A 24669-nucleotide genomic window follows, 5' to 3' on the forward strand; every position below is an offset into this window, starting at 1 on the left:
CCGGTCAGAGACCCTTGTAACATTGCAGGGCAAAGGGTTTGCTGTTGCCGCTTTTCTCGGACTTGGCAAAGAAGACGGCGTTTTCACCCGGTCTGACGGCGCTCCAGTCGATCTCGGCCCGCCACCAGTAGACCTGCCCCTCCGGAACCACATCACCGGCCGAGAACGCGGCCCCGGTCCAAGGGGTGAAGGTGGTGTTCTGACCGGGGATCGGCGGCGGATAGACACCGGGCAGCACGTCCGGGGCACCGTCTCCGATCACCGCCACATACATGATTTTGGTGAACCGCTCGGCGGGGCCCTTGGCCAGCACGGTGTAGAGACTGCCTTCCGAATAGCTCACGATTCCGCCGGTGGCTGCGTCGATCTTGTTGTCGGTCACCCAGGTTTCGAGATCGAACAGCGACTGCGCCCAGACCGAAGGCGGGTCCGACGGGATCGGAACCATCGGGTATTGCCGCTTCTGGAAGGGCAGGAATCCGCCGCCGCCGGCCTTGCGCAGCGCCCCGGCCAGACGGGCGACCTCGGCGGCAATGTCCGCATCGTCGTAACGCCCGGCAGCCGTCAGCAGCGCGGTCAGGCGCGCCGCATCGACACCGCCCAGCGACGCCGGATCGGCCAGTGCGCCGGCCATCGTGTCCAGCGGCACCGCCCCGAATACCTCGTCATCGACCAGCGCCTTGGCAATCTCGGCATCGCTGAACCCGGCGGCGCTCAGCGCCAGCGCGATGGTGATCACGTAATCGTAAAGCGGATTCATGCGTAAAGCCCTTTCAGGAGTTCGGCGTCGGACGTCGCGATCCCCGCCGCTGTGGTGCTGCGGAAGACCGTCGTCAGCGCTTCCAGACGGCGGGTCACGGTCTCTGCCGGCACGCCGGCGCAAAGCAGTCCGGCGGCGAAGACCAGCGGGTAGGGCAGACCGTCCGGCGCGGCAGCCATCAGCGCCGCTTCGGCCGCGGCGGGAGACCCCGCCGCAAGGTTGTCGGACGAGGCGATGACCCACGCCACCAGCGTGGTGCCGCCAGCCGGCGGCGCAATCAGAAGCGGCATGGCGCGCAGCCGCAGCTCCGCCGTGAGGGGCCGGGCCAGATCGGTGGCGGCCGCCTCCGGCACCAGCCGGCGCACAAGCGGCGCAACGGTCTGCGGCGGCAGCTCCAGCCGCGAGAAGGCCCGCACCAGCGCGGCGGGGTCCGGCGGGGTGTCCCGCCAGTCGAGCGCGGCGAACCGGATCGAGAACGCTCCCAGTGCGTAATCCGGCCAGGGGCCGCGTGCCAGCTCTTCGGCCCAGAACGGCGCCACCCGCGCGGCGACCACCGGCGGCGGCAGCACCTTGGCGAGAATGCGCGCCACCTCCAGCCCGCGCTCGACCCCGGTCAGGATATGCGCCGCGCGGACGGCCCGCGCCACGGCCACCGCCGCCTGATCGGAGGGTATCGCCAGACCCTCGCTCAGCGATGCCAGCGCGTGCGCCAGCTCTGCCGGGTCGCGCGACGGGTCGGCCTGCCACACCCCCGAACAGCCGAAGAGCGTCAGCCGGTCGGCGAGGCTCCAGTCATCGGCCCCAAGCGCGACGACCTCTGCCAGCGCCGTATCCGGATCGTCGGCGGCATGGGCCGACCAGAGCGGCAGCCCCGCCAGGGTGCGGGCGGCGAGACAGGGCTCGATCATCTGCCCCGCCGAACGGCTCGCGCCGTCCCAGATGTCGCGCAACTGCAAGGGTGTCGGGTCGGCCGCCGCAACCAGCGCGGAAAGCGCGGCCCCGGTGTCCAGCAGGGTGCCAAGCAGCACCGCGCCCAGACCGGTATCGTCCAGCAGCCCCGCCATCAGCCGACGCACCGCCGCCGCATCCAGCCCCAGATCGAGCGCCCGGACCGCAAGCAGCGGCGCCCGCTCGGCAGGGTCTTCGACCCACCAGCTCTGCGCACCGTCCTGGCGTTGCAGGCCAAGCCGGGTGCGAACCAGCAAGAAATCGTCGAGCGCGACACTGCCGTCCAGCACCGCCGCGATCTCGGACCAGCGCAGCACCAGGCCGCTGCCGGTCGTGCGCGCCACGAGCCCGATTTCCTGCACACGCCGTAGCAGATCTCCGGCGGCGGGCTGGACCGCGGGATCCGGCGCCTCGAGCACAAGCCGGCCAGAGAAACGCAGCGGCGCCGAGCCCCCCGGCGCGAGCCGGTCGCCGACGGTTTCGACCATCCCGTCGTCCCGTTCCAGCCGGGCGGTAAAGGCGATCTCGTCCGTACCGTCGTTCAGCAGGGTCAGCCCCCAGGCCGGATCCGGTGCGATCTCGAGCGCGAGGGGGTCCGAAATCGCGCTCTCGTGCCCGTCTGCCAGCGCCTGCACGACAATGTCGTAGCCGCCCTCCATCACCGTGGAGGGAACAGTCACCGGGCCGGGCAGAGCCAGGTCCTGCGTCGTCGAGCTCCCGTCCGGCGCGTCCACCGTCACCCGCACCGCCGTGGCCGCCGGATCGGCGGTGAGATCGAGCAGCAGCCCGGCGGGCACCACGCGCACCACCAGATCGCGAGGCACCGCAAGATCGTGCCGGATCGGCACCGGGCCGACCGCCACCGGCCCGGCCCAGGCCCCCACCACCTGAGGGTCGGCCCGGCGCATCCGGACGGTAAAGCTCTGGTCTGCGGTCAGGCGCGGATCGTCGTAGACGAGGTCGATGGTCGAGCGTTGCACGACCCCCGGGCTGTTCCCCGGTCCCGCCGATTGCGCCGGGCCGGTGGCCTGCTGCGACGTGACCGTCAGGTCGGGCAAGGGCATTCCCGCCGCATCCAGGATCTGGACCTCGCAGGGGCCCAGCGTCTCGAGCTGGTAGCGCACCGAGATGCCGCCTTCGGCACGGAACTGCGCGGACAGGGCGACCGGCACCTCCAGCACCGCCAGCGTCACCGTCTGCACGGCGGTCCAGGCGCTGAAGGCGGTTTGCGTCTCGGCCCGAACCCGGGCCGAGATGGCCTGCCCCGCCGCAAGTGCCGGACCGGTGACGACTGCCCGCCCCGGAACCGAACGGTCGATCACCGGGGCCGGGTCGAGCGCGGCGCCACCCGCGCCTGTCAGCTCGAGACCGGAGCCGACCCCATCCGGAAGCGACCAGCTCACCGTCAGGGTGGAGCCGTCGAAGAGGCAGGCCAGATCGGCAGGCGGCGCGAGATCTTCCAGCGTGATTTCGAACGGGTCGCTCCACGGGCTGAGAGACCCCGGCATCTCGACCCGGACGGCGAGGCTCAGGGCCGTGCCGTCGATGAGCGCCGGGCCGGTCACGAAGCGCCGGGTCTCGGCACCCTGCGGCGTCACGACCTGGGGTGCCGGCGCCAGCGCCGCGCCGCTGGCATCGGTGATCCGCAGAACCCCGGTCGCGCCGGCTTCCGCCAGCCACTGGACATCCAGACCCCCCGCGCCCCAGCGGGCCTCCAGATCGGTCGGGGCCGCCCAGACCCGGCAGTCGGCCGCGGGGCCCGGGGCGCTGGAAATCTCGCCATCGCGATGCGCCGTGGCCTGCGCGGTGAACCTCCCGGTCGCCCCTGCCGGCAGCGCGACCCTTGCCTCGGGGCTGTCCGCCGTGACCGCCTGCGGCGTCCCCAGCGCCGTGCCGTCGGGCATCGAGAAGACCACCTCGCCGGTGGCGCCCGCCGTCAGCGCAACGGTCGCGACAAGCGCCGAACCGTCGCAGCTTAGCGTGACCTGCGGCGGCGCGGTCTGGACGATTGTCAGCGAGACCGCCGCGCTCCAGTCCCCGAGATAGCTGTCCCGGCGGCCCCGGGCGCGGGCCTGGAATGTGCCGGGGCGCAACGTGTCCAGATCCGCGACCGGATACAGCGCCGAAAGCGCGACACCCGCCGAAAGGACCTGCGCCGGCAGCCCGGGCCCCGAGATCTCCATATCGTAACTGGCCGAAAGCGACGCCGGGTTCCAGTTGCCGCGCAGCCCACCGGACACGCGCTCGAGCGACCGCATCAGGGGGACATGAGGCAGCAGCGCGACACCGCCAGGCGGCGTACCGGACGAGGGGCCACCCGCCGAGGGCGTATCGTCATCGTCGTCATCCCCGCCGCCCAGCGCCTTTTTGATCAGGCCGAAGATGGTAGACGCCACAACCGCGGTCCCGGCCTCCAGCGCGGTGCCAATCGCCGCGCCTGCCTCTTCGGCGGCAGCGGCGAGGATCGCGCGCACCGCGCTCCGGCAGACCAGCGCCAGCCCGTAGGACGCCGCCTTTTTCGCAAAGGCCATGCCCAGGATCATCGCCAGGGTCTCTTCGTCTTCCAGCAGGTTCTTGGCGAAGGTTGCGCCCTGAGTCCGGAGATTGTCGAGAATGAGCCCCGGCAGATCGTCGAAACGGGTGTCGCCGGGGATCGTCAGGCTGACCGGCGGCAGATCCCGCGACAACAGCGGCTGTCCCGAGACCGACCCGATATACATGTCGCAACTGACCGTGAAGGACAGGACCAGCGCGTCGCCCTGAACACTGGCGTCGGGCTTTCCGGCGCTGAACCGCGTGGCCAGCGCGCTGTCGGTGAGGAAATTGGCCAGCGACTGGCAGCCGCCGCCGCTCTTGTCCAGCAGTTCGACCGCGGATTTGATCTCGCGCATCAGGTCGATCACCCCGTCCACGTCGGGGATCGGCCAGTCGGTCAGGGCCAGTGCGGTATGGTCGCTGTAGCGGGTGCAGGTGAAACCCACCGAAAACGCGCCCAGCGGCCCCAGCGCGGGCCCGCCGGAGATCCGTCCGGTGAGAACCGATTTCTCCGCCGGTGCCGTGCCGCCCCGGATCTCCACTTCGGTCTTGACCATGCCCTTGCCGAAGAAATTGATCCCCGTGCTCAGCCGGAATGCCGCCTGCGCCCCGGTGCGGATGCCGATGCTCGGCCCCTTGTCGTAGGCATCGCCCGCCTGGGTGAGCGTGTCGCCGGCAAATTCGAGAAACAACAGCTTGATCGCGTTGTCGAGCTGCACATCGGCCTTGATCGCGCCAAAGCGCGACCCGCCCTCGGCAACGGTCGAGACGTGCAGAGTCAGGTCGATGTCCTCGACAAGCGTCAGCGTGACCAGCGCGGTGACGTGCAGCCCCTCCCGCAAGGGCAGCACCGCCGCCGGAAGCCCGCCGCGCGCGCCCATCTCCTGCGCCGCCGCCGCGTCGTCGAGGTAATAGATCACCGACCCGGCGCGGAACCTCAGGTCGATGAACCCGTGGCTGCTCCAGTCCGCTCCGGCACCGCTGACGAACTGGGCCAGGAAATCCCCGACATCGAAATCGCGGGGCAGGGCGACACTGAACAGTTTCAGCTCGCTGCCCGCGAGATCGAGCCGCGCGGTCATCGCCAGCCGCCGGTCGGTGGCACCGGTCGGCGGCGCCGGCCCCAGCAGCACCGCCCCAAGCACCGCAAGGCTGGTCGAGGCCGCCGCGCCGAACACGCGCGTGACCTCGAGCTGCAAGGCCGTCAGCACAATCCCCGGCAGTTGGAACGGCCCCGAGACCTGCTTGTCCGTGGAGCTGTCGAGCAGATCGAGCGTTCCGCTGGCCTTGGCATCGGTCAGGATCAGCTCGCCGTGAAAGCCGAAGGTGCCGCCGCCGATCCCGGTCAGGACGACCGGTCCCGACAGGGTGATCTGCCGTTCCTGCGCCGGGATGAAGCGGGCGGTCAGCGTCAGTGTCACGATGCCCAGAAGGGTCATCTGCGGCAGCGCGATCTCGACGCTGCTGTTGCCCGGCGTGGCGGCATCAATGCGCGCGGTCAGGGCCGCAGGCGCCGGCGCGGTCGTCGATCCGTCACCGATCTGCACCAGCCGGCCAAAGAGGCTGCCCGCGGGAATGCTGAATTCGGCCGAAAGCAGCAGACCGGTTTCCGGATCGCTGTCGGGCCCGAGCGGCCAGTGCGTCCCCTTGGGCAGATCGCGCGGTTCGAGCCCGTCGAAAGCCGCCTTCAGCGCCGCGCTGCCGCTCTTGGCGCGGCTGTAGACCACAAAGCTGCCGGAGGTCACGTCAATGACCCGCTCGAGCGGTTCCAGACCCTGATGCAGCGCGCTGAAGCTGAAGCCATCGGTCAGCGTGGCCGCCACCAGGACCTGGGTCGGCGCCGGCGTCCCGTCCGGTTTCTTGCCGCGCAGCACCAGCCCATAGGCGGCGGCATGCCCGGCGAGCGTGCCGCGCAGCACCATCAGGTCGCGGTCGAGATTCACGACCAGCCCGATGTCCTCCAGCCCGAGCGGCCAGTTCTTCGGCACCAGCGGCGTCAGCGCCGGTGCCCCCGCCTCGGCCACGAGATCGGCAGCGGTCGGCGCGGTCTCGCCCTGCGCGGGCGGGTTGGCGGACAGCCTGAGGACGGTTTCGGTCCCGGCCTCTCCGAGACGGATTTCGGCCCCTCCGGTCGCAAGGTCGCCGAACCGGAACGCGGCTGCCAGCTTGGCGGTCGCGGCGGTGTCCGTCGCGTCGCTGCCCGGCACATCGAGCTCGACCGCAAGCGCGGTGAGAGCGATGGCCGCCGGCCCGAACCCCACGCTCCAGTTCATTTCCGACGCCAGATCCAGCGCCATCGCGCCAGTCGCGGGCACCAGCCGGATGCCCGCTTCGACGATGATTAGCTGCGCCGGCGCGCCGTCGGCCTGCGGCAATTGCACATCGCCGATGCCGAGATCGGTCAGCACCGTGCCCAGCGACAGCGCCAGCGCGTCACGCAGCCGTCCCTCGAAAGCCCAGTTCGCCTGACCCTCGCCGCGCTCGGCAGCGAGGGCAAAGCGGGTGCCGGCCAGGGTCAGCTCGGCGCGGATATGGCCGGTCACCTCCAGCGACGCGCCGGGATCGTCGCGCAGGGCGGTCAGATCGAGATCGACGCTGTCCAGAACGAAACGGTCCCCGACAAGCGGGATCGGCCTGGGCAGCGCCACCGACAGGGCGAGCCGCGAGACGAACCCCGCACCCTGCCCGCCGGCCGGCGCCTGATAGGCGACCGACAGCGCCCGTAGCTCCGCAAAGGCGGTGGTGTCGGGAAGCTGCCCGGCCTCGTCCGCCGGCGCCATGCCGGCGACCTGCGCGGGCGAAATCAACGCCGAGAGATCCTCGAGGCCGCCGGGCATCCCCACGGCGCCGCTCATGTCGAAGGACCAGCTCCCATCCGCCCGGTAGCGCCCGGCGACACCGAAACTCGTCCGCCCGATGGCAACGGTGCCGCGCAATCCTCCCTCGATCTGACGGCGGGCAGGATCGGCGGGCGTCAGCGCGTCGAGGTCAAGCCCCAGATCGGTGATCGTCAACCCCGCGATGGCGGGGATCGTCCAGCGGCCCACGGACAGCGCAAGGGCGGCACGGTGCAGCGTCGCGCCCGAGGGATCGACGGACAGATAGAGTTCGCGCAGGGCAAAATCGGTCACCGTCCCGAGCCGCCCGAGAGAGGTGGCCACGGCCTGGCCATCGCCACCGAACAGCTCTGCCCCATCGGCGGATTGCATCGGCTGGAGCGTGCGGGCGGTCAGCGCATAGCGGCCGTCCGCCGCCGGCAGCAGCGCCCGCACCTCCAGCGGCGCCAGCGTGCCCATCACCAGACGCCCGCCGATCACCCCGCGCAGACCGGTCAGCCCTCCGGCGGTCGCGACGGCCTCGATCGACAGCGAGGCGAGGTCCATCGACAGGCCGCTCGCCCCCAGCCCCCAGGCCGCAGCGCCGGCACCGCCCGGCGGCGTCAGTGTGGCCGCAAGCGCCATGCGGGTCGCGCCGCTGCCCGGCACATGGCTCAGCGCCATGCGCGTCACGGTCAGCTCCGCCACCCCGCCGACCCCATCGGGCAGGACCGGCGCCTCACCTCCCAGCACGACGGCGAGCCCGGCGATGTCGCCCACCCTCCAGGGCTCGGCCAGCGTCAGGCGCCAGGGCTCGGTGCCCTGAGGGCAGCTCAGCAGCACCTCCAGCGGTGTCGCCGCGCCCAGATCCAGAGTCGCGGCGAAGCGCGGGAAATAGCGCTTTGGCCGGCCCAGATAGGGCGGCGCGACATCGAATTGCGGCCGGGCCGGGCCGAGCGGCACGCTGACGCTGTCCATGCCGATCGCGGCCAGCGAGAGGGTCAGCGCGTCCGGCGAGGTCACCCGCGTGCTGCCCCGCGCGGTATCGACGTCAAGCTGCGCATTGTCGATCCGCGCCACCGAGGCGGCCCAGCCCGAGGCATCGAACATGTCGGCGGGAAACAGCTCTGCCGTCTGAAGCTCGGCCAGGCTGCGGTTGCCGAGCGGACAGGTCAGCACCATCTGCACCGCGCCATCGGTTTCGGTGAAGGCAAGCTCGGCCCGCGCCGCGGCGGCGCCGGCCAGGGTGGCCTGCCCGGCCACCCGGACATGGGTGGCATCCGAACCGATCTCGGGGCCTTGCAGCACAAGCGGGCCGCCCAGGGTGGTGTCGATATGGTGCGAGATATGCCCGGCGCCGATCACGTCGGGCCCGAGCGTGAGCGGATCGCCCGAGGCGGCCTCGGTGCGCAGCCGGTCGAGCAGCGCGCGAAGCTGCGCGCTGACCGGGCGCGATTTGTCGATCCGGATCTGCGACCAGCCGGACCAGCCCCCGAAGGACCGCCCGGCAACCGCCCGCACCCGGACGCCGTAGGTCGTCAGATCGTCCAGCGCCTCCAGCGCGACGGCGGCGGTCGTGGGATCGGGCGGCACAGTCTCTCCGACCGCCGGCTGCGGATCCAGCGGCTGATCCGCCGCATCGGCAATCTGCACCTCATAGGAATCCGCCCCCGCCACCGGATGCCAAGCGATCCGCAGCCCCTCTGCCCCCTGAGTCAGATCCGGCGCCGCGACGAACCCCAGATCGACCAGCGCAAAGGCCGGCAGCGCCGCCGGTGGCGAAACCACGGTGAGGGACAGCGCGATGCTGGCCGGCGGCTGGACCGACGCGCCCGAGACCGTCGCCTGCCCGCCCGCCGGATCATAGGCGATGTCGGGCGCCGGGCTGAGCAATGCGCCGGTGGAATCGGTGACCTCGAGACGGGCCGAGAACCCTGCGGGGATCGCGGCGGCGTCCCAGCGGACATCGACCGATCCGGCCTCGTACCGGGCCGTCAATCCGGTTGGCGCCGCACCCGTCATCTCACCTCTGCCGCGTTGGGCAGCCGCTCGGGATCGGTCCCGGGCAGCAGCGATTGCGAGATCACGTCATCGTCGTCTTCCGGCGCCAGCGCCTCGGGAAAGAGCGGATCGTCGTCCCGCCTGTCGGAGGCTCCGGCAAAGGCCAGCCTGTCATGGGGCGCCTCCGCGAACTCGTCATCGACCAGCATATCGTCCGCCGGCGCCTCGAAGGCGCGGTCGATCTCGAATTCGATGAACAGTTCGTGAAACAGCAGCCAGCGCGCCTCCGGGGCCAGCCGGTTCCAGACACCCGGCACCGCAGAAGAGAACAGCGGCGCGTGAAAGGTCTTGGCCCAGACCGTCCAGCAGCCCGACGCCAGAAGCGAGTCGCGGATCCTGCTCTTTTCGCGTTCGAGCGCCTCGCCAGAAACCCAGAGCCCGCCGCTCTGCCCCGGGCCGAGCAGGTCCGCCACGACCGTGGCCAAACGCTGGAGATAGGCGGTGGCGAGATCATGGGCGTCGGTCCGGGCCTGAACCCGACGGTCGGTCACATCCGGGCGCAAGAGCTCGCGCCGGTTGAGATTCCAGCCCAGAATCGTGCGCTCCACGCGCTCGCGCGCACGGGTGCGTCCACTCGCCAGCGAGATGCCGTCGCTGAACAGCCCAGGCGCCTGTTCCTCGGTCACGATGTCGAGCCATTCCGTGTTCGGCTCGATCCAGACCCCATCGACCTGATCCTGGGCCGCCGGCGCCGCTTGTTCCCGCTGTGTCAGCCGGACAAGCGACCTGTTGGCAAGATCCACCTGGCTGCGCGGCTCGCGGACGAATTTGAACATATGCCATGTCGGATCGCCGGCGATGCGCAGAAACCCGTCGGTGTCGTAATGCGCCTCGGGCCAGACCCAGCTTGCGAGGGCGGCGCGCAGCACGTCCTCGCCGTCGCCGTCATTGGCAAAGGACCGGCGCGAAATGCCCCGGCGGATATTGGCATAGCGCGTCGGGTTGTACCGGGCGAGCCAGTCGAGCCCCTCCTGCGTCCCCGGCGTCTCGCCCTTCGCGCGCCGGCAGGCGTCGCAGGCCAGCGCGACATTGTCCCAGCCATGGCTTTGCGGGATGATCACCCCCTGCGTGATCCGCAGCGGATCGGGCTGCGCGCCGACGACCAGCTCGACATATTTGCGGTCGTCCGAGCAACGGTAAGCCATCGGCACATGGCTGCCCAGCGGGCTTTCGCAATAGGCGCAATAGGGCCCGAAGGCGGCCAGCAGCCGGTGCCGGTAATCCTCAGTGCGCCGGCTGCGGATCTGGAAGAAGCCGTCGATGGGACGCATGGTCAGGCGATCCTCCATTCTCTGGACAACGTGCCGGGCATCTTCGCCGCAAGCGCTTGCTGAAAGCCCGGAATACCGGCAAAGACCGTCACCCAGACGGCCCAGTGCCCCTCTGACGCGGCGACATCGGCGATCCGGCCAAGCAGGGCCTGCACCTCCGGCGCCGCCCGGCCACCGGCGCTGTCCGCCACCGCCTTGTTCAGACGCTTCCGCCAGGACCGCGCCCGAAGATGGCAGAAGGTGCGGGATTGTACCCGCCGGTCGAAGACCGCGGACCCATAGGGCAGCTGGAACCCGTTCAGACGGAAAAGCTCGATGAACCGTTGCGCGGCCGGCGCCAGCGGGTGGTTCGGGTGCGCCACGAGAACGGAGGAAACATAGACCCGCTCGCGCTTGCGGTTGACCGCGAAGGGACGGCCCGGCCCGGAGGGGTCCTCTTCGGTGGTGGACCACACCCGCCCGTCGAGGAAGGCGTCTTGCAGGTCCTCGATCTCCTGATAGGTGAGCGGTCGCTTGCTCCAGCCAAAGGCGCCATGGTCGACGAGTTGCACCCGGAACGGCAGGTCGCCCCCCGCCCGGTTGTCGGCGCCGAAGCGGTTGGGCCAGAGATACTGGCCGGGGTCGAGCACTGCCGCCGCAACGCCCTGATCGAGACGCGGCTGTGCGCCGCGCGCCGCCAGGCAGGCCGGGCAGATCGGCAGGATCGTCGCCGGGTCGAAGGCCTGATCCGGGAACCATTTCACCGGCAGCATCGGCTCGGCGGCCAGGGCGGCGCGTTCGGGCGTATCGCAATAGGCGCAATAGGGGCCGGTCAGCGCGACCAGATCGCGTAGCGCATGGCGAAATCCGGTCCCGATGGCCTCGACCTGCCGCGATGCATGACGCTCCAGGCGGTTTTCGGCAAACCGGCCTTCGGGCGCGGGATTGTCCGCCAGAAAGACCCGGTAGCGCTCGGCGACCTGCTGCACCGTCGTCCGCGACCGTTTGCCCGGGCGCTCCTGGCCACCATCCTCCTCCGTACTGCTGGCCCGGGCCCGCATCAGTTCGGTCTGGGCGTCATAGACGCCGCCCTGCAGGACGTCGGTGCCGTCGGCAACCGGCAGGGTCAGGGCGAGTGGCCGCATCCCCGGCGCCTAAAGCGGGATCTCGACGACCACCGGCAGGTGGTCGCTCACAAGCCGCCGGAAATCGACAAAGGCCTCTTCCACGCTCGTGTAATGCGCGAGATGCGACAGGGCCGGCTGCTTGTGCCGCAGCGCCAGAAGCTCGGCCGCGAGGGTGTTGGTGCCCGCCGGCACCGGCAGCGCATCCTCGATCAGGTCCTCGATCCCGTATTCGATGCCGGCGCCGGCAGCGGCCCCGACCTCGCGGTGAAAGACCTGATCGTAAGGGGCGCTGCGGCAATCGCCGCGGAGCATGCCGGGAAAGGCCTGCTGATAGGTCGTCAGGCTGGTTTCCTGGTTATTGTCCAGCAATTGCACAAAGGCATTGGCCGCCGGCCCCGCACCCGGCGGCGGCGCCATCCGTGCCACCAGAGGGCCGAACGCCTTGCTGCCCCGGGTCTGGGTGCCCGGCGCCGGGACCGCAACCGTCGAGACCTTGACGTTGAAATCTCCGACCAGAAGACATTGATAGCCCTCTTCGCGGAACTCCGTCACCGCCGCCATGCCCTGAGCAGCGCGCGCCACGCCGTTCTGATACCCCGGCCCCGGCGCGTGAAACACCGCGATACGGATTTCCCGCGCGGTCCCGCCAGGCGGCGAGACCTTGAACCGGCCCAGAAACGGCGGCCGGTCGGATTTCTTCTGCCGCGGAAAGCCGATCAGCTTGCCCGTGGCGGGATCCTGGAAGTCGAGCTGGAACGCGGCGGCGTGGGCGGTCGATTTATCGACAAGCGCCGTGTTCCACATGAACAGATATTGTTCCTTGCCGGTGCCGAGCTGGATTTTCGGGTCCGTCGCCTCATGCGCCCAGGTCGTCCCGTTGAGGGCGTGCAAGTGCTTGGCCACTTCCGTACCGATGTATCCGCCAAGCTGCGAGCGCATCTCGCAGAAGGCAGCGATCTGGCATTTGCTGTTGTGCACGACCTTGGCAATGAGCCGAAGCAGCTCGGCGCCTCCGGGCCGCTTGTTCAGCTTGCTGGTTCCCAAGGTCTGGATATTCCAGCTCATGATCGTCAGGCTGCTCATGCGGCGTCGCCTCCCATCCCTGACAGCGAGCTTAAGGGTATGCGCGGAATTGACGCAACGTTAATCTCAGCAAACGGCCCGTTCCGCGCCCAGAAGCGGGCCATGCGGATGTCACCGCCGCAGAAACCGCCGTATTCCATGTAGGCACAACGCCGAAGCGCACGCCCCCTGATCGGGGGCAGTCGGAAAGGCGGCCACCTGTCCCGGTCCCCGGTGCTCGAAACGCGCAGAGCATCGGCGCGAGGCGTTCCGAGGGGGTTTGGAACACAGGGCCGCAGCCGCGCCATCTGCGTCTTCGCCCGAGGGTCTGGCCCTAGCTCAGAAACCCCCGAAACGACCGCAGCGACACGACGAAGAACACCGCCGCGATCCCGGTGAGCCAGAGCATCTGCGGCCAGACCACATCCAGACCAGCGCCACGGAACAGCACCGATTGCGACAGGATCACGTAATGGGTGTTGGGCGCGATCAGCATGATGTTCTGCACCAGCTCCGGCATCGACTCGCGCGGGGTCTGGGCGCCGGAAAGCACCTGAAGGGGCAGCAGCACGAGGATCATCATGATGCCGAATTGCGGCATGGAGCGCGCGAAGGTCGCCAGAAAGATCCCCAGCGAGGCGGTGGCGAAGAGATGCAGCGCGGTCCCCAGCATGAAGAGCGCCAGAGAGCCCTGAAGCGGAATGCCCAGCACCATGTTGCACATCACCACCAGCGCGAAGAGCGTGCCCAGGATCACCACGAGCGACATCGACCAGAGCTTGCTGATCATGATCTCCAGCGGCGTGACCGGCATCACCAGAAGATGCTCGATCGTGCCGTGTTCGCGCTCGCGGATCAGCGCCGCCCCCGCAAGGATCAGCGCCAGCAGGGTGACGCTGTTGGCGATGCCCATGACCGCCTGGAACCAGCCGCCGTTGAGCTCGGGGTTGAACCTTGCGCGCAGTTGCAGATCGGCGGGCGGGCGCGGATCGGCGCGATAGCCGTCGAGAAATTCGGACACCTCCTCGGACACGATGCTCTGCACATAGCCCGCGCCGGAAAACGCCTGGGCCATCTGGGTGGCATCGACATTGAGCTGGATCTCCGGGCGCTTGCCCGCCAGCAGATCGGCCTGGAAATCCGGCGGAATATCCAGCGCGAAGGTGTCGAGCCCCTCATCCATGCGCCGGTCCATCTCGTTCCAGCCGATGCGCCGGGGCTCGGTGAAAAACGGCGGCTGAAACGCCTGCTCGATGCGCAGGCTGAGCGGCGACTGATCCTCGTCCACGATGGCGATGGGGGCGTGGTTCAGCGTCTCGCTGGCGGAGTTCGCCGACGAGGTGATCTGAAGGGTGAAGGAGAACAGGATCAGGAACATCATGATCGGATCGCGCGCCAGCCCGCGCAGTTCCTTGATTCCGAGATGAAAGACATTGCCCAGATCCATCTCACGTCTCCTGTTTGCGCATCAGGAGCGCGCCGAGGCCGATCAGCACCGGGATCGACAGCGCCAGCGGCCAGAGCGCCGGGGACAGCTCGGAAAATCCCAGCCCCTTGGAGAAGGCGCCGCGCGAGATGGTCATGAAATGGGTGGTGGGATAGGCGCGGGAAATCAGCGCGCTGACCCCTTCCATCGACGAGACGGGCGTCACCATGCCGGAAAACTGGATGGCGGGCAGGATCGTCCCGAGCGCGGTGGCAAACACCGCCGCGAGCTGGCTTTTCACGAAAGCCGAGATCACCAGCCCCATGGCGGTCGCCGCCGACACGTAGAGCACGCCCGCCAGCAGGAAGACCGTCAGATCGCCGGTAAACGGCACCCGGAAGAGAAAGATCGCCAGCAGCGTGAGCAGGATCAGGTTGACCGCGGCCAGCACCGTATAGGGCAGCTGCTTGCCGAGCAGGAATTCCAGCCGGGTCACCGGGGTGACATAGAAATTGGTGATCGAGCCCAGCTCGCGTTCGCGCACCACCGAGAGGGCAGAGAGCATGGCGGGAATGAGCAGCAGCAGGATCGGGATCACCGCCGGCACCATGGCGACGAGGCTCTTGATGTCGGGATTGTAGCGGTAGCGCAGTTCGAGCCCGAAATCGCCCGCCACCGCCGCAGGGCCATAGGCTTCGCGCATGCCGGACATCAGCCAGCTTTGATGCATGCCCTGCACATAGCCCATCGCGGTTTCCGCCCGCGTCGGGTTCGACCCGTCGATCCAGCCGCCGATTTCCACATCGCGGCCCCGCAACAGGTCGCGCCCGAAATCGGGCGGGATCTCCAGCGCGAGATCGAGCAGCCCCGCGCGCATGCGCCTGTCCATGTCCTCGGAACTGGTGATCGGGGCCTCTTCGATGAAATAGCGCGAGCCGGAAATCTGGTCGATGTAATCGCGGCTGACCGTGGACTGGTCGTAGTCGAGCACGGCAAAGCGCAGATCCTCGACATCCATGTTGATGCCGTAGCCGATCACCAGCATCAGCAGCAGGGAGCCGAAGACCGCCAGCGCCGCGCGGATCGGATCGCGGCGCAGCTCCATCGCCTCGCGCATCGCATAGCTGAGCATCCGGCGCAGCCCGAAGGTCGCGGGACCCGAGGCGGGCTCATGCGGCGCCGGGGCGCCCGGGGCGGCCTCGGGCGCCTCTTCGGTGACGGTTTCGCCGGTGGCCTCTTCCAGATGTGCGATAAACGCCTCTTCCAGCGTCTCGGCGCCGGAGTCCGCGACGATCTGCGCCGGGCGGTCCGAGACCAGCACCCGGCCCGCATGCATCAGCGAGATGCGGTCGCACATCATCGCCTCGTTCATGAAATGGGTCGAGACAAAGATCGTCACCCCGTCGTTGCGCGACAGGTCCGCGAGGCTCTGCCAGAACGCATCGCGCGCCACCGGATCGACGCCGGAGGTCGGTTCGTCGAGGATCAGGATGTCGGGCGCGTGGATCATCGCCACCGCCAGAGACAGCCGCTGACGCAGCCCCAGCGGCAGCGCGTCGGGACGGGAATTCAGCACCTCGCCCAGATCGAAGCGGGCGACCATCTCGCCGATGCGGCCCGGAATGTCGTCGGGCGGGATCTTGAACAGCCGCGCATGCAGGTCGAGGTTCTGCGCCACGGTCAGCTCGCCATACAGCGAAAACGCCTGACTCATATAGCCCACGCGCCTGCGCACGGCGATGTCCTGCGGATCGACCTCCTTGCCAAAGAGCTTCGCGGTGCCCTCGGTCGCGTCGAGAAGCCCGGTGAGCATCTTCATCGTCGTGGTCTTGCCGCAGCCGTTGGAGCCCAGAAAGCCAAAGATCTCGCCCCGGGGGATACGGAAGCTCACCCGGTCCACGGCGGTGAAATCGCCAAAACGCTTGGTCAGCCCCCCGGCCTCGATGGCGTAATCGCCGTCCTCTTCGCGGATCGGCGGGATCACCACCTCCTTGTGTGCCGCGCGCTCGTCCTCGGGCAGAAGCGCGATGAAGGCGGCGTCGAGCGTCTCGGTGCCGGTGCGCGCCATCAGATCCTCGGGCGCGCCGGTGTCGAGCACCCGCCCCGCATTCATCGCGATCAGCCAGTCGAAGCGTGCCGCCTCTTCCATATAGGCGGTCGCCACCAGCACGCTCATGCCGGGGCGCCCGGCGCGGATGCGGTCGATCAGGTCCCAGAACTGCCGCCGCGACAGCGGGTCGACGCCGGTGGTGGGCTCGTCGAGGATCAGCAGGTCGGGGTCGTGGATCAGCGCGCAGCAGAGCCCCAGCTTCTGCTTCATCCCGCCCGAGAGCTTGCCCGCCGGGCGGTCGCGAAACGCCTCCAGCCCGGTGGCGCGCAGCAGATCGGCAATGCGGGTCTCACGCTCGGCGCGGTCCTGGTTGAAGAGCCGCCCGAAGAAATCCACGTTCTCGAAGACCGACAGCGTCTCGTAGAGGTTTTTCCCCAGACCCTGCGGCATATAGGCGATGCGCGGGCAGACCTGCTGGCGATGGCGGGCAGAGCGCATGTCGCCGCCCAGAACGCTGAGCGTGCCCTCCTGCATTTTCCGCGCGCCCGAGACCAGCGCCAGAAGGCTGGACTTGCCCACCCCGTCCGGCCCGATCAGCCCGACCATGCGGCCTGCGGGAATATCCGTGGACACCGCGTCGAGCGCCCGCACCTTGCGGTAGGCAAGGCTCACATCGCGGATTTCTGCGACAACGGACGGGGAGGTCATTCGATGAGCGTCTGCTGGAGGAACTCCGGCCACGCGGCCTCGGGATCGAGCCGCACATAGGCCATGCCCGGCAGCCCGGTCTTCACCTGTTTGATATAGCGCTGCAACAGCTCCGGGTCGATCCGGGCGCGGACCCGGAAGGTCAGCTTGAGCCGTTCCTGCTCGGTTTCCACGGTGCGCGGGGTGAACTGCGCCACATCCGACACGAAGGAGACGCTGGCCGGAATGGCGATCTCCGGCGCGGCATCCATGACCAGCCGGACCTCGGTGCCGATGCCGACGCGACCCGCCTCTTCGGTGGGCAGGAAAAAGCTCATGTAGACGCTGGACACGTCGATCATGTTGATCACCCGTCCGCCAGAGCCCAGCACCTCGCCCGGTTCGGCCAGACGATACTGCACCCGCCCGTCGCGCGGGGCGGTCAGCGTGGCATCGGCGATCTGCGCCTCGATCCGGGTTACCGAGGCCCGCGCCGCCTCGACCGAAGCCTGCGCATCGACGATCATCGCCTCGGCGGAACCGATGGCCACCTTCGCCGCCGCCTGCGACGCCGTTGCCGAGGCCAGCGCCGCCTGCGCACGGCGTTCGGCGGCACGGTCGTCGTCCAGCGTCTGCTGCGAGACGGTGCTGTTCTGCGCGAGTTGCTCGGAGCGCTCCAGACGCGTGGCGGCGGCATCCAGATCGGCCTGCTGCAAGGCGACATTCGCCTCGGCGGCCTCGAATTCCGCCTGCCGCTGCGCCACGAGGCTTTGCGCCGTGCCGACGGAAATCTCCGCCCGGCGCAGCTGCGCCGCGGCCTCGGCGCGCAGCGCGGCAAGCTCGGTGGTGTCCATCTGCGCCAGAACGTCGCCCGCGGTGACGAAATCGCCCTCGGACACCAGGACATCCTCAAGCCGCCCGCCGGTCTTGGCCGCGATGTCGATGTCCACGGCTTCGAGCCGCCCGTTGGCGCTGACGATGCCCTCGGGCAGCCCGTTCGGCGACAGGCGCCCAAAAGCCGTCCAGCCCGCCACGGCGACGATTGCGGCTGCCAGCGCCAGCCATTTCGGTTGCAGTTTCATTCACATCCCCATGTCTGGCCGCGTGCGGATGCCCCTCCGCCCCGCGTGCCTCCGGTCTTTTTGCGGTGATACAGGACGGTCTTTGCTCCATGCCTGCGGTCTTGTGGCACGATCCGCTTCCGAAAAAGCCAGGTGCTCTGTGGTCACGCGCCGGATATTCTCCAGATAACGGGCCACCACCTCGAGCTCTTCCGCGCTGAATTCATCCGTGATCTGCGTGTAATGCACGCGCAGCTCGGTATAGTCCCGCAGCGCCTGCGCGGCAGCCCGCTCGTCGAGCGAGATCAGCACGCCTCGCCGGTCCTTCGGGTTCGGCTCGCGGGAGATCAGGCCGGCGGCTTCCAACCTCAGAAGCAGCGCAGAGACAGCCCCCGATGTCAGCCCGAGCGCATGGCCGATCTCGGTCGGGCTCATCGGGGCGTTATGCTCGCCCATCAGGCAAATCGCCCGGAAGTCGGTCGAGTGTATTTCGCTCGATTGCGCGCTGTGCTCATACACCGCCTCGATCTGCTGCATGAAGCGCAGCAGCGCCTCGCCCACCCGGCGCACGACGCCGTATCTGTCTGGTTTGTCGCACATACTTTATCTTAATGAAAAAGATACTTCGCGGTAAAGGCAGTTTCGATGCTCAAAAGCACCGGTGGCCCGTGAGATCTCTCAGTCTGGTGCAGCGTCTGCTCAACGGCGAGGAAGCAGACGAACGAGGAAGAGCCGTTCACCGGCCAAAGCCCTCGGTGCGTCGCAACGAATTCAGACATCATAGCCGGCCGCTCGCGAAAGAGGTGGCGCAATTGTCGCTCGGAACAATGGCGCAGCGGCGACTCTTTCTCAGAGTTTCGCGCTCTGCCTTCCGCTTCGGCTCTGTGCGCCGCAGACAAGACAGCCAAGGTCTTCCTGTGCCAGTGCCCATTTGCGGTGACCGAGGCGCGTCGGATGCCTCGGCCCCAGACGCATGCTTGCAGCGATGCAGCACAGGACATCGCGCCATCGTAGCCGAAGCCCAACGACTTCGACGGACATTGTCGAACCGCGACGGGATTTCTGGCAAATCCTTGGAAACTTGGGAAGACAGGACACGCCGGCGCCCAGCAGGCCGCCCTGACGCTCACGGTCGCGATGCCAATACCCTACGCGCGGAACCGCAGCTTTCGAGCCGCGAAAGCCACAGTATCATTCAATCTCTTAGGGAAGATTTCCTCCAACGGGGAGGAAATGGCGGAGAGGAAGGGATTCGAACCCTCGAGACGGTTCCCCGCCTACACACTTTCCAGGCGTGCGCCTTCGACCACTCGGCCACCTCTCCGCCGACCCGTTTAGCGGAACTGCATAACCGGTTGCAAGGGCCAATCCATCCATAAAACAAAGCCCCGGGCAGGCCGGGGCTTTGCAGCAGTGTACCGAGAAACCGGCGCTTACATGTTCGGGTAGTTCGGACCGTCGCCACCCTGCGGCACCGTCCAGTTGATGTTCTGGGACGGATCCTTGATGTCGCAGGTCTTGCAATGCACGCAGTTCTGGAAGTTGATCACGAATTCCGGACCGTTTTCCTTTTCCACGAACTCATACACCCCCGCCGGGCAATAACGCTGCGACGGACCCGCGAATTTCGCCAGGTTCACCGACACCGGCACCGAGGCGTCCTTGAGCTTCAGATGCGCCGGCTGGCTTTCCTCGTGGTTGGTAAACGAGAAGGACACGTTGGTCAGCCGGTCGAAGCTGATCTTGCCATCGGGCTTGGGGTAGTCGATCGGCGTATGCTTGTCGGCGGGCTCGGTCATCTCGGCATCGGACTTGCCGTGCTTGACCGTCCCGAACAGCGAAAACCCGAGCTGGTTGGTCCACATGTCGAACCCGCCCAGGCTCAGCGAGCCCATCAGGCCGTATTTCGACCAGAGCGGCTTGACGTTGCGCACCTTCCACAGATCCTTGCCGATGGCGCCTTCGCGCACCTCGGTCTCATAGGCCGAAAGCTCGTCGGAGGCACGGCCCGCCTGGATCGCCTCATAGGCTGCCTCGGCCGCCGCCTTGCCCGAGAGCATGGCATTGTGGTTGCCCTTGATGCGCGGCACGTTGACCATGCCCACCGAACAGCCCAGCAGCGCCACGCCCGGCGCCACCATCTTGGGCATCGACTGGTAGCCGCCCTCGGAGATCGCCCGCGCGCCATAGGCCACGCGCTTGCCGCCTTCGAGCAGCGCCGCCACATGCGGATGATGCTTGAAGCGCTGGAACTCCATATAGGGGTAGAGATGCGGGTTCTTGTAGTTCAGGTGAACCACGAAGCCGACATAGACCTGGTTGTTCTCGATATGGTAGATGAAGGCGCCACCGCCAGCGTTCTTGCCCAGCGGCCAGCCCATGGTGTGCTCGACCTTGCCCTCGCGGTGCTTGGCGGGGTCGATCTCCCAGATTTCCTTCATGCCGATGCCGAATTTCTGCGGGCATTTTCCGGCGGAGAGATCGTATTTCGCGATCACCTCCTTGGCGAGCGAGCCGCGCACGCCTTCCGACAGGAAGACATATTTGCCGTGCAGCTCCATGCCGGGCTCGTAGCCGGGGCCGGGGGTGCCGTCGGCTTCCTTGCCGAACTCGCCCGCGACCACGCCCTTGACCTCGCCGTTCTCGCCATAGACCAGCTCGGAGCAGGCCATGCCGGGGAAGATCTCGACACCCATCGCCTCGGCCTGCTCGGCCATCCAGCGGCAGACATTGCCCATCGAGACGATGTAATTGCCGTGGTTCGACATGAAGGGCGGCATCGGCCAGTGCGGGATGCTCATCTTGCCGGCTTCACCCAGCAGATAGAACTTGTCCTCGGTCACCGGCACCTTGATGGGGGCGCCCTTTTCCTTCCAGTCGGGGATCAGCGCGTTCAGACCGCAGGGATCGAGCACGGCGCCGGAGAGGATATGCGCCCCCACTTCCGAGCCCTTCTCGAGCACCACCACGTTCAGATCGGCGTCAAGCTGCTTCAGACGGATCGCAGCGGACAGCCCGGCCGGGCCAGCCCCCACGATCACAACATCATATTCCATCGACTCGCGTTCGATCTCGGCCATGCCGACTCCTCCGCTGGCGTTTCACGAAATAAAGTTTCGTACCGAGGTAGCGCGGCAGTGCAGCAAAGGTCAATCAAAACACGGCATCAAAAGCGCCGTCTGCGTCATCTTCCGCATTTAAAACACAGGCGCTCCATGCTGGCACGGCGGTTGCGTGAAGGCTGGCCTCCATCGCATGATTTTCCCGTCTTTTTGCGGAACATCGCGGGAACCTGCCGCATCAGCCCTGCAAAGCGCCGCCTGCCAAGGGTGTCTCCACTTGACGAGGGGGAGGGGAGACACGTTATGTGGCATACTCAGACTCGAATGCACGAAGCGTACGTTCAGGAGCCCTCTCCTTGGAAAAGATCCTCATGACCCGCGCGGGTTTCACCGCGCTCGAAACCGAATTGAAGACGCTCAAGAGCGCAGAGCGGCCCGCCATCATCCAGGCGATTGCCGAGGCGCGCGAGCTGGGCGACCTCAAGGAAAATGCCGAATATCACTCGGCCCGCGAAAAGCAGGGCTTCATCGAAGGCCGGATCAAGGAGCTCGAGGCCATCGTCGGTCTGGCCGAGGTGATCGACCCGACGAAGCTCTCCGGCGCGGTGAAATTCGGCGCCACGGTGACCGTTGTCGACGAAGATACCGACGAAGAGAAAACCTGGCAGATCGTTGGCGAGCACGAGGCCAATATCGAAAAGGGCCTGCTCAACATCAAATCGCCCATCGCCCGCGCGCTGATCGGCAAGGATGAAGGCGACAGCGTTGAAGTCCGCACGCCGGGCGGCGAAAAGAGCTACGAGATTCTCAGCATCGCTTACAAATAAGGTCCGCGCCAGATGGCCGACAGCAACGACAGCCGCCCCACCCCGCTCGGCCTCTACGACAGACCGCAAAAGGCCGGCATGACCGGGATCGAAATCGCGGCGGCCGCGCTGAGCGTCGGCTGGCTTGTGCTGTCCGGGGCGTTTTTCCTGATGTGGGGCGGCGAGGGCACCGACGGGCTGCGCTTTGTGCTGACCCTCATGGTGGTGTTTCTGCCGGTGGCGCTGATCTGGGTGGCCGCGACCGCCGCCAAGGCGAGCAAGACCATGCGCGAGGAAAGCGCCCGGTTGCAGACCGCCATCGACGCGATCCGCAACGCCTATCTGACACAGGCGCAGTCCGGGCGCGGCGACTCTGCGAACGGCTCGATCTCCAAAAAGCTCGACGAAATCGCGGCGGCGCAGCGCAAGACCGAAACCACGCTGGCGATGTTCACCTCGACGCGCGCGGCCGCCGCGGCCGCGCAGCCGCCCGTGGCGGCCCCCGCACCCGAGCCGGGCGACGACCAGCCCGTCCTGTCCCTGGGCACGCCGGCAGAGGCGCTGCAACCGCCGCTGGCCAATGCCGATTTCATCCGCGCCCTGAACTTCCCCGAGACCGCCGAGGACGAGGCGGGATTCGCGGCGCTGCGCCGGGCGCTGAAGGACCGGCAGGCGGCGCAGCTTATCCAGGCGGCGCAGGACGTGCTGACGCTGCTGTCGCAGGATGGCATCTATATGGACGATCTGCGCCCCGACATGGCGCGCCCCGAGGTCTGGCGCGCCTTTGCCGACGGCGCCCGGGGCCGCTCCATCGCGGCGCTTGGCGGGGTGCGCGACCGCTCGTCGCTGGCGCTGACCGCGGGCCGCATGAAGCAGGACCCGATCTTTCGCGATGCCGCGCATCACTTCCTGCGCCTCTTCGACAAGGGCGTTGCGCGCTTCGCCCCCGAGGCCAGCGATACCGAGCTGACCGAGCTGGCCAACACCCGCTCGTCCCGCGCCTTCATGCTGCTGGGCCGCGTCGCCGGAACCTTTGACTGATCCGGGCCGTTACTCCGGCTCCCCGGCGGCGGCCTCCAGCGCCGCCTCGAACCCCAGACCCAGAATCCAGCCCTCCTCGGGCGCTGTCACATCCAGCATCTCGGCAAGACGGTCCGGCGCCAGCCGCGCCAATGCGCGGGCAGTCAGCCGCACCTGATGGGCATCCTTGATCCCGCCCCGTACCACCGCGCGCGCCACCGCATTGCGCAACAAGGAGGGCCAGATCTCGACCACGACCAGCGGCGTGCCGAGCGGCTCGAAAGGCCAGACGGCGAGCTGCCCGGCAAAGCGGGCACGCAGCCGGTGCAGCACTGGCAGACCGGTCATGACCTGCCCGCCGACGGCGCCCGCGCCGCCCATCTGCCAGCAGGTGAAACTGCCCTTCGCCCGAATCTCGGCCGCGCGCCGCTCGGGCAGACCGTGCCCGGCGCGCACATCCTTGCGCGGCAGGCCGTCGATTTCCTCGCGGGTGCCGTTGAACCAGAACGGGCCGATGCCGGGAAACCGCCGGTTGATCTCTCCGGCGAGACGAAAGCGATTGTTGCGCTGCGGGCTGTCCTCCAGCCGTCCGGCCAGCCAATCCCACAAGGCGAACGGGTCGTCCCGCCCGCTCAGCGCCCGGGCGAAACCGCGCGGATAGCCAAAGGGGAAATCGAAGCCGATCATCAGCCGCTCCCCGGCCCCGAGCGCCGCCGTGCAGCGCGCCGCAAGCTCCGCCTCGGCAAGCGCGCGGTTGCGCAGGTAAAGCGGCGGAAGATCGGTACGGCCGACGCTCTCGCCCAGCCAGATCGCATCCTTGCGCGGGCGCGGCCCGGTGTCGTTGCCCCCCGACCAATCGACCATCAGGACCCGGTCGAAGCGCATCAGCGGGCAGGATCGGCCAGAATGAAATCGGCGATGGCCGGAATGTCGTTCAGATCCATAACCGGGCGGTCGATGTCCAGCGCGACATCGCTTGCGACAGCGCGGATCGTCGGATCCTCCTCGGCAATCAGCCCGCCGCCCTTTTCCCCGCGATGCACCTCGATCTTGGGGTGGCTGTCGCGCTTCCAGCCCTCGATCAACACCATGTCGCAGGGCCCAAGCCGCGCAAGCAGCGCCTCGAGCGGCAGCGCCTCCTCCAGCTCGGTGATCTGCGCCACGCGGCGGCCCGAAGCCACGATCACCTCGCCCGCGCCGGCGGCGCGATGTCGGAAACTGTCCTTACCCTCGTGGTCGATGTCGAAGCCGTGATGCGAGTGTTTCAGCGTGCTGACCCGCAGCCCTCGCGCGCGGAACTCACGCACCAGCCGTTCGACCATCGTGGTCTTTCCGGCGTTCTTCCAGCCGGTGACACCGTAAACCTTCATGCCAGCACCGTCTCTGCCGCCGCCAGATCCGCGGGGCTGTTGATGTTGAAGAACGGATCCAGCTCGCCGACGGGAAACGCGGCCAGCCGTCCGCCATGCGCCTCGGCGAAGCCCCGGACGCGGCGCTCGCCCCGCAGCAGCGCGGCGCGCAGCGCATCGCGCAGCGCCACCGGCCAGAGCCCAAAGACCGGATGGGTCCGCCCACCGCTTGCGGCCAGCGCCAGCGGCGCCGGCATCCCCTCGGCCGCCAGCAGAAGCTGCGGCACCAGATCGCAGGGAAAGAACGGCGTGTCGCACGCCACGCTCACCACCGTATCGCCGCCCTGCTCCGCCGCCCAGTCGAGCCCCGCGAGAATCCCCGCCAGCGGGCCGGGATGGCCGGGCACGGAATCCGGCAGCACGGGCAGCCCCGCGGTCGAGAACCGCCCCGGATCACCATTGGCATTGAGCGCCAGCGCCGCCACCTGCGGCTCCAGCCGCTCGGCAACGCGCGACAGCAGCGTCTGCCCGCCAAGCGTCAGCAGCGCCTTGTCGCCGCCGCCCATCCGCGTGGCCAGCCCGCCCGCAAGGATCACTCCGAATGGCTGCTTCACCCCGACCGCTCCCGATGCGCGCGAAGACGTTCCTG

Annotated in this window: 15 protein-coding genes and 1 tRNA gene; 2 read left to right on the plus strand and 14 right to left on the minus strand. The window is 68.1% G+C overall.

Translation table 11 applies throughout. From position 1 onward, the window contains the following. Positions 1–4: 4 nt before the first annotated feature. The 11 genes from M4578_RS12610 to M4578_RS12660 form a co-directional block, all read right to left on the minus strand. A complete protein-coding gene (locus M4578_RS12610; RefSeq protein ID WP_258093629.1) occupies positions 5–760 on the minus strand; it encodes a hypothetical protein in 756 nt (251 codons plus the stop codon). Next, on the minus strand, positions 757–9057 hold the full coding sequence (locus M4578_RS12615; protein WP_258093630.1) for a hypothetical protein: 8301 nt from the start codon (positions 9055–9057) through the stop codon (positions 757–759). The genes M4578_RS12610 and M4578_RS12615 overlap by 4 nt, the downstream gene beginning before the upstream one ends. Positions 9058–9077: 20 nt before the next feature. Beyond that, complete coding sequence (locus M4578_RS12620; RefSeq protein WP_258093631.1) at positions 9078–10391, minus strand: HNH endonuclease; 1314 nt, start codon at positions 10389–10391, stop codon at positions 9078–9080. 2 nt (positions 10392–10393) lie between these two features. Next, positions 10394–11515, minus strand: a complete 1122-nt coding sequence (locus M4578_RS12625; protein WP_258093632.1) for a hypothetical protein — start codon at positions 11513–11515, stop codon at positions 10394–10396. A 9-nt stretch (positions 11516–11524) separates the two neighbouring features. Beyond that, positions 11525–12580: an exonuclease/endonuclease/phosphatase family protein gene (locus M4578_RS12630; RefSeq protein WP_258093633.1), complete on the minus strand. Its 1056-nt coding sequence runs from the start codon at positions 12578–12580 to the stop codon at positions 11525–11527. A 313-nt stretch (positions 12581–12893) separates the two neighbouring features. Beyond that, on the minus strand, positions 12894–14006 hold the full coding sequence (locus tag M4578_RS12635) for an ABC transporter permease (RefSeq protein WP_258093634.1): 1113 nt from the start codon (positions 14004–14006) through the stop codon (positions 12894–12896). Between the two features lies 1 nt (position 14007). Continuing rightward, positions 14008–16743 (minus strand): ribosome-associated ATPase/putative transporter RbbA, encoded by a 2736-nt coding sequence (gene rbbA / locus M4578_RS12640; RefSeq protein ID WP_258093635.1) that lies wholly within the window; start codon positions 16741–16743, stop codon positions 14008–14010. Continuing rightward, positions 16740–17804, minus strand: coding sequence for an HlyD family secretion protein (locus M4578_RS12645; RefSeq protein ID WP_258093636.1), 1065 nt, complete (start codon positions 17802–17804; stop codon positions 16740–16742). The genes rbbA and M4578_RS12645 overlap by 4 nt, the downstream gene beginning before the upstream one ends. Beyond that, positions 17805–18383 (minus strand): MarR family winged helix-turn-helix transcriptional regulator, encoded by a 579-nt coding sequence (locus tag M4578_RS12650; protein WP_258093637.1) that lies wholly within the window; start codon positions 18381–18383, stop codon positions 17805–17807. A 634-nt stretch (positions 18384–19017) separates the two neighbouring features. Beyond that, positions 19018–19107: transfer RNA gene (locus M4578_RS12655), tRNA-Ser, on the minus strand. Between the two features lie 109 nt (positions 19108–19216). Next, positions 19217–20863 carry an electron transfer flavoprotein-ubiquinone oxidoreductase gene (locus M4578_RS12660; protein ID WP_258093638.1) on the minus strand — a complete coding sequence of 549 codons (1647 nt, stop codon included), beginning with the start codon at positions 20861–20863 and terminating at the stop codon, positions 19217–19219. Between the two features lie 338 nt (positions 20864–21201). Between M4578_RS12660 and greA the strand changes: the two genes are divergently transcribed. Both greA and M4578_RS12670 read left to right on the plus strand, forming a co-directional pair. Next, positions 21202–21672 carry a transcription elongation factor GreA gene (gene greA, locus M4578_RS12665; protein ID WP_258093639.1) on the plus strand — a complete coding sequence of 157 codons (471 nt, stop codon included), beginning with the start codon at positions 21202–21204 and terminating at the stop codon, positions 21670–21672. A gap of 12 nt (positions 21673–21684) precedes the next feature. Further along, positions 21685–22692, plus strand: a complete 1008-nt coding sequence (locus tag M4578_RS12670; protein WP_258093640.1) for a hypothetical protein — start codon at positions 21685–21687, stop codon at positions 22690–22692. 9 nt (positions 22693–22701) lie between these two features. Here M4578_RS12670 and M4578_RS12675 read toward each other — a convergent pair whose 3' ends face one another. From M4578_RS12675 to mobA, 3 genes are read right to left on the minus strand one after another with little or no spacing between them, the layout of a single operon-like run. Continuing rightward, positions 22702–23556: a molybdopterin guanine dinucleotide synthesis gene (locus M4578_RS12675; protein WP_258093641.1), complete on the minus strand. Its 855-nt coding sequence runs from the start codon at positions 23554–23556 to the stop codon at positions 22702–22704. Beyond that, positions 23556–24041, minus strand: coding sequence for a molybdopterin-guanine dinucleotide biosynthesis protein B (gene mobB / locus M4578_RS12680; RefSeq protein WP_258093642.1), 486 nt, complete (start codon positions 24039–24041; stop codon positions 23556–23558). Before mobB ends, M4578_RS12675 begins: the two co-directional genes overlap by 1 nt. Next, positions 24038–24634 carry a molybdenum cofactor guanylyltransferase MobA gene (gene mobA, locus M4578_RS12685; RefSeq protein WP_258093643.1) on the minus strand — a complete coding sequence of 199 codons (597 nt, stop codon included), beginning with the start codon at positions 24632–24634 and terminating at the stop codon, positions 24038–24040. Before mobA ends, mobB begins: the two co-directional genes overlap by 4 nt. Positions 24635–24669: the final 35 nt, after the last annotated feature.

The organism is Salipiger pentaromativorans (genome assembly GCF_024721115.1).
GTDB lineage: Bacteria > Pseudomonadota > Alphaproteobacteria > Rhodobacterales > Rhodobacteraceae > Salipiger > Salipiger pentaromativorans.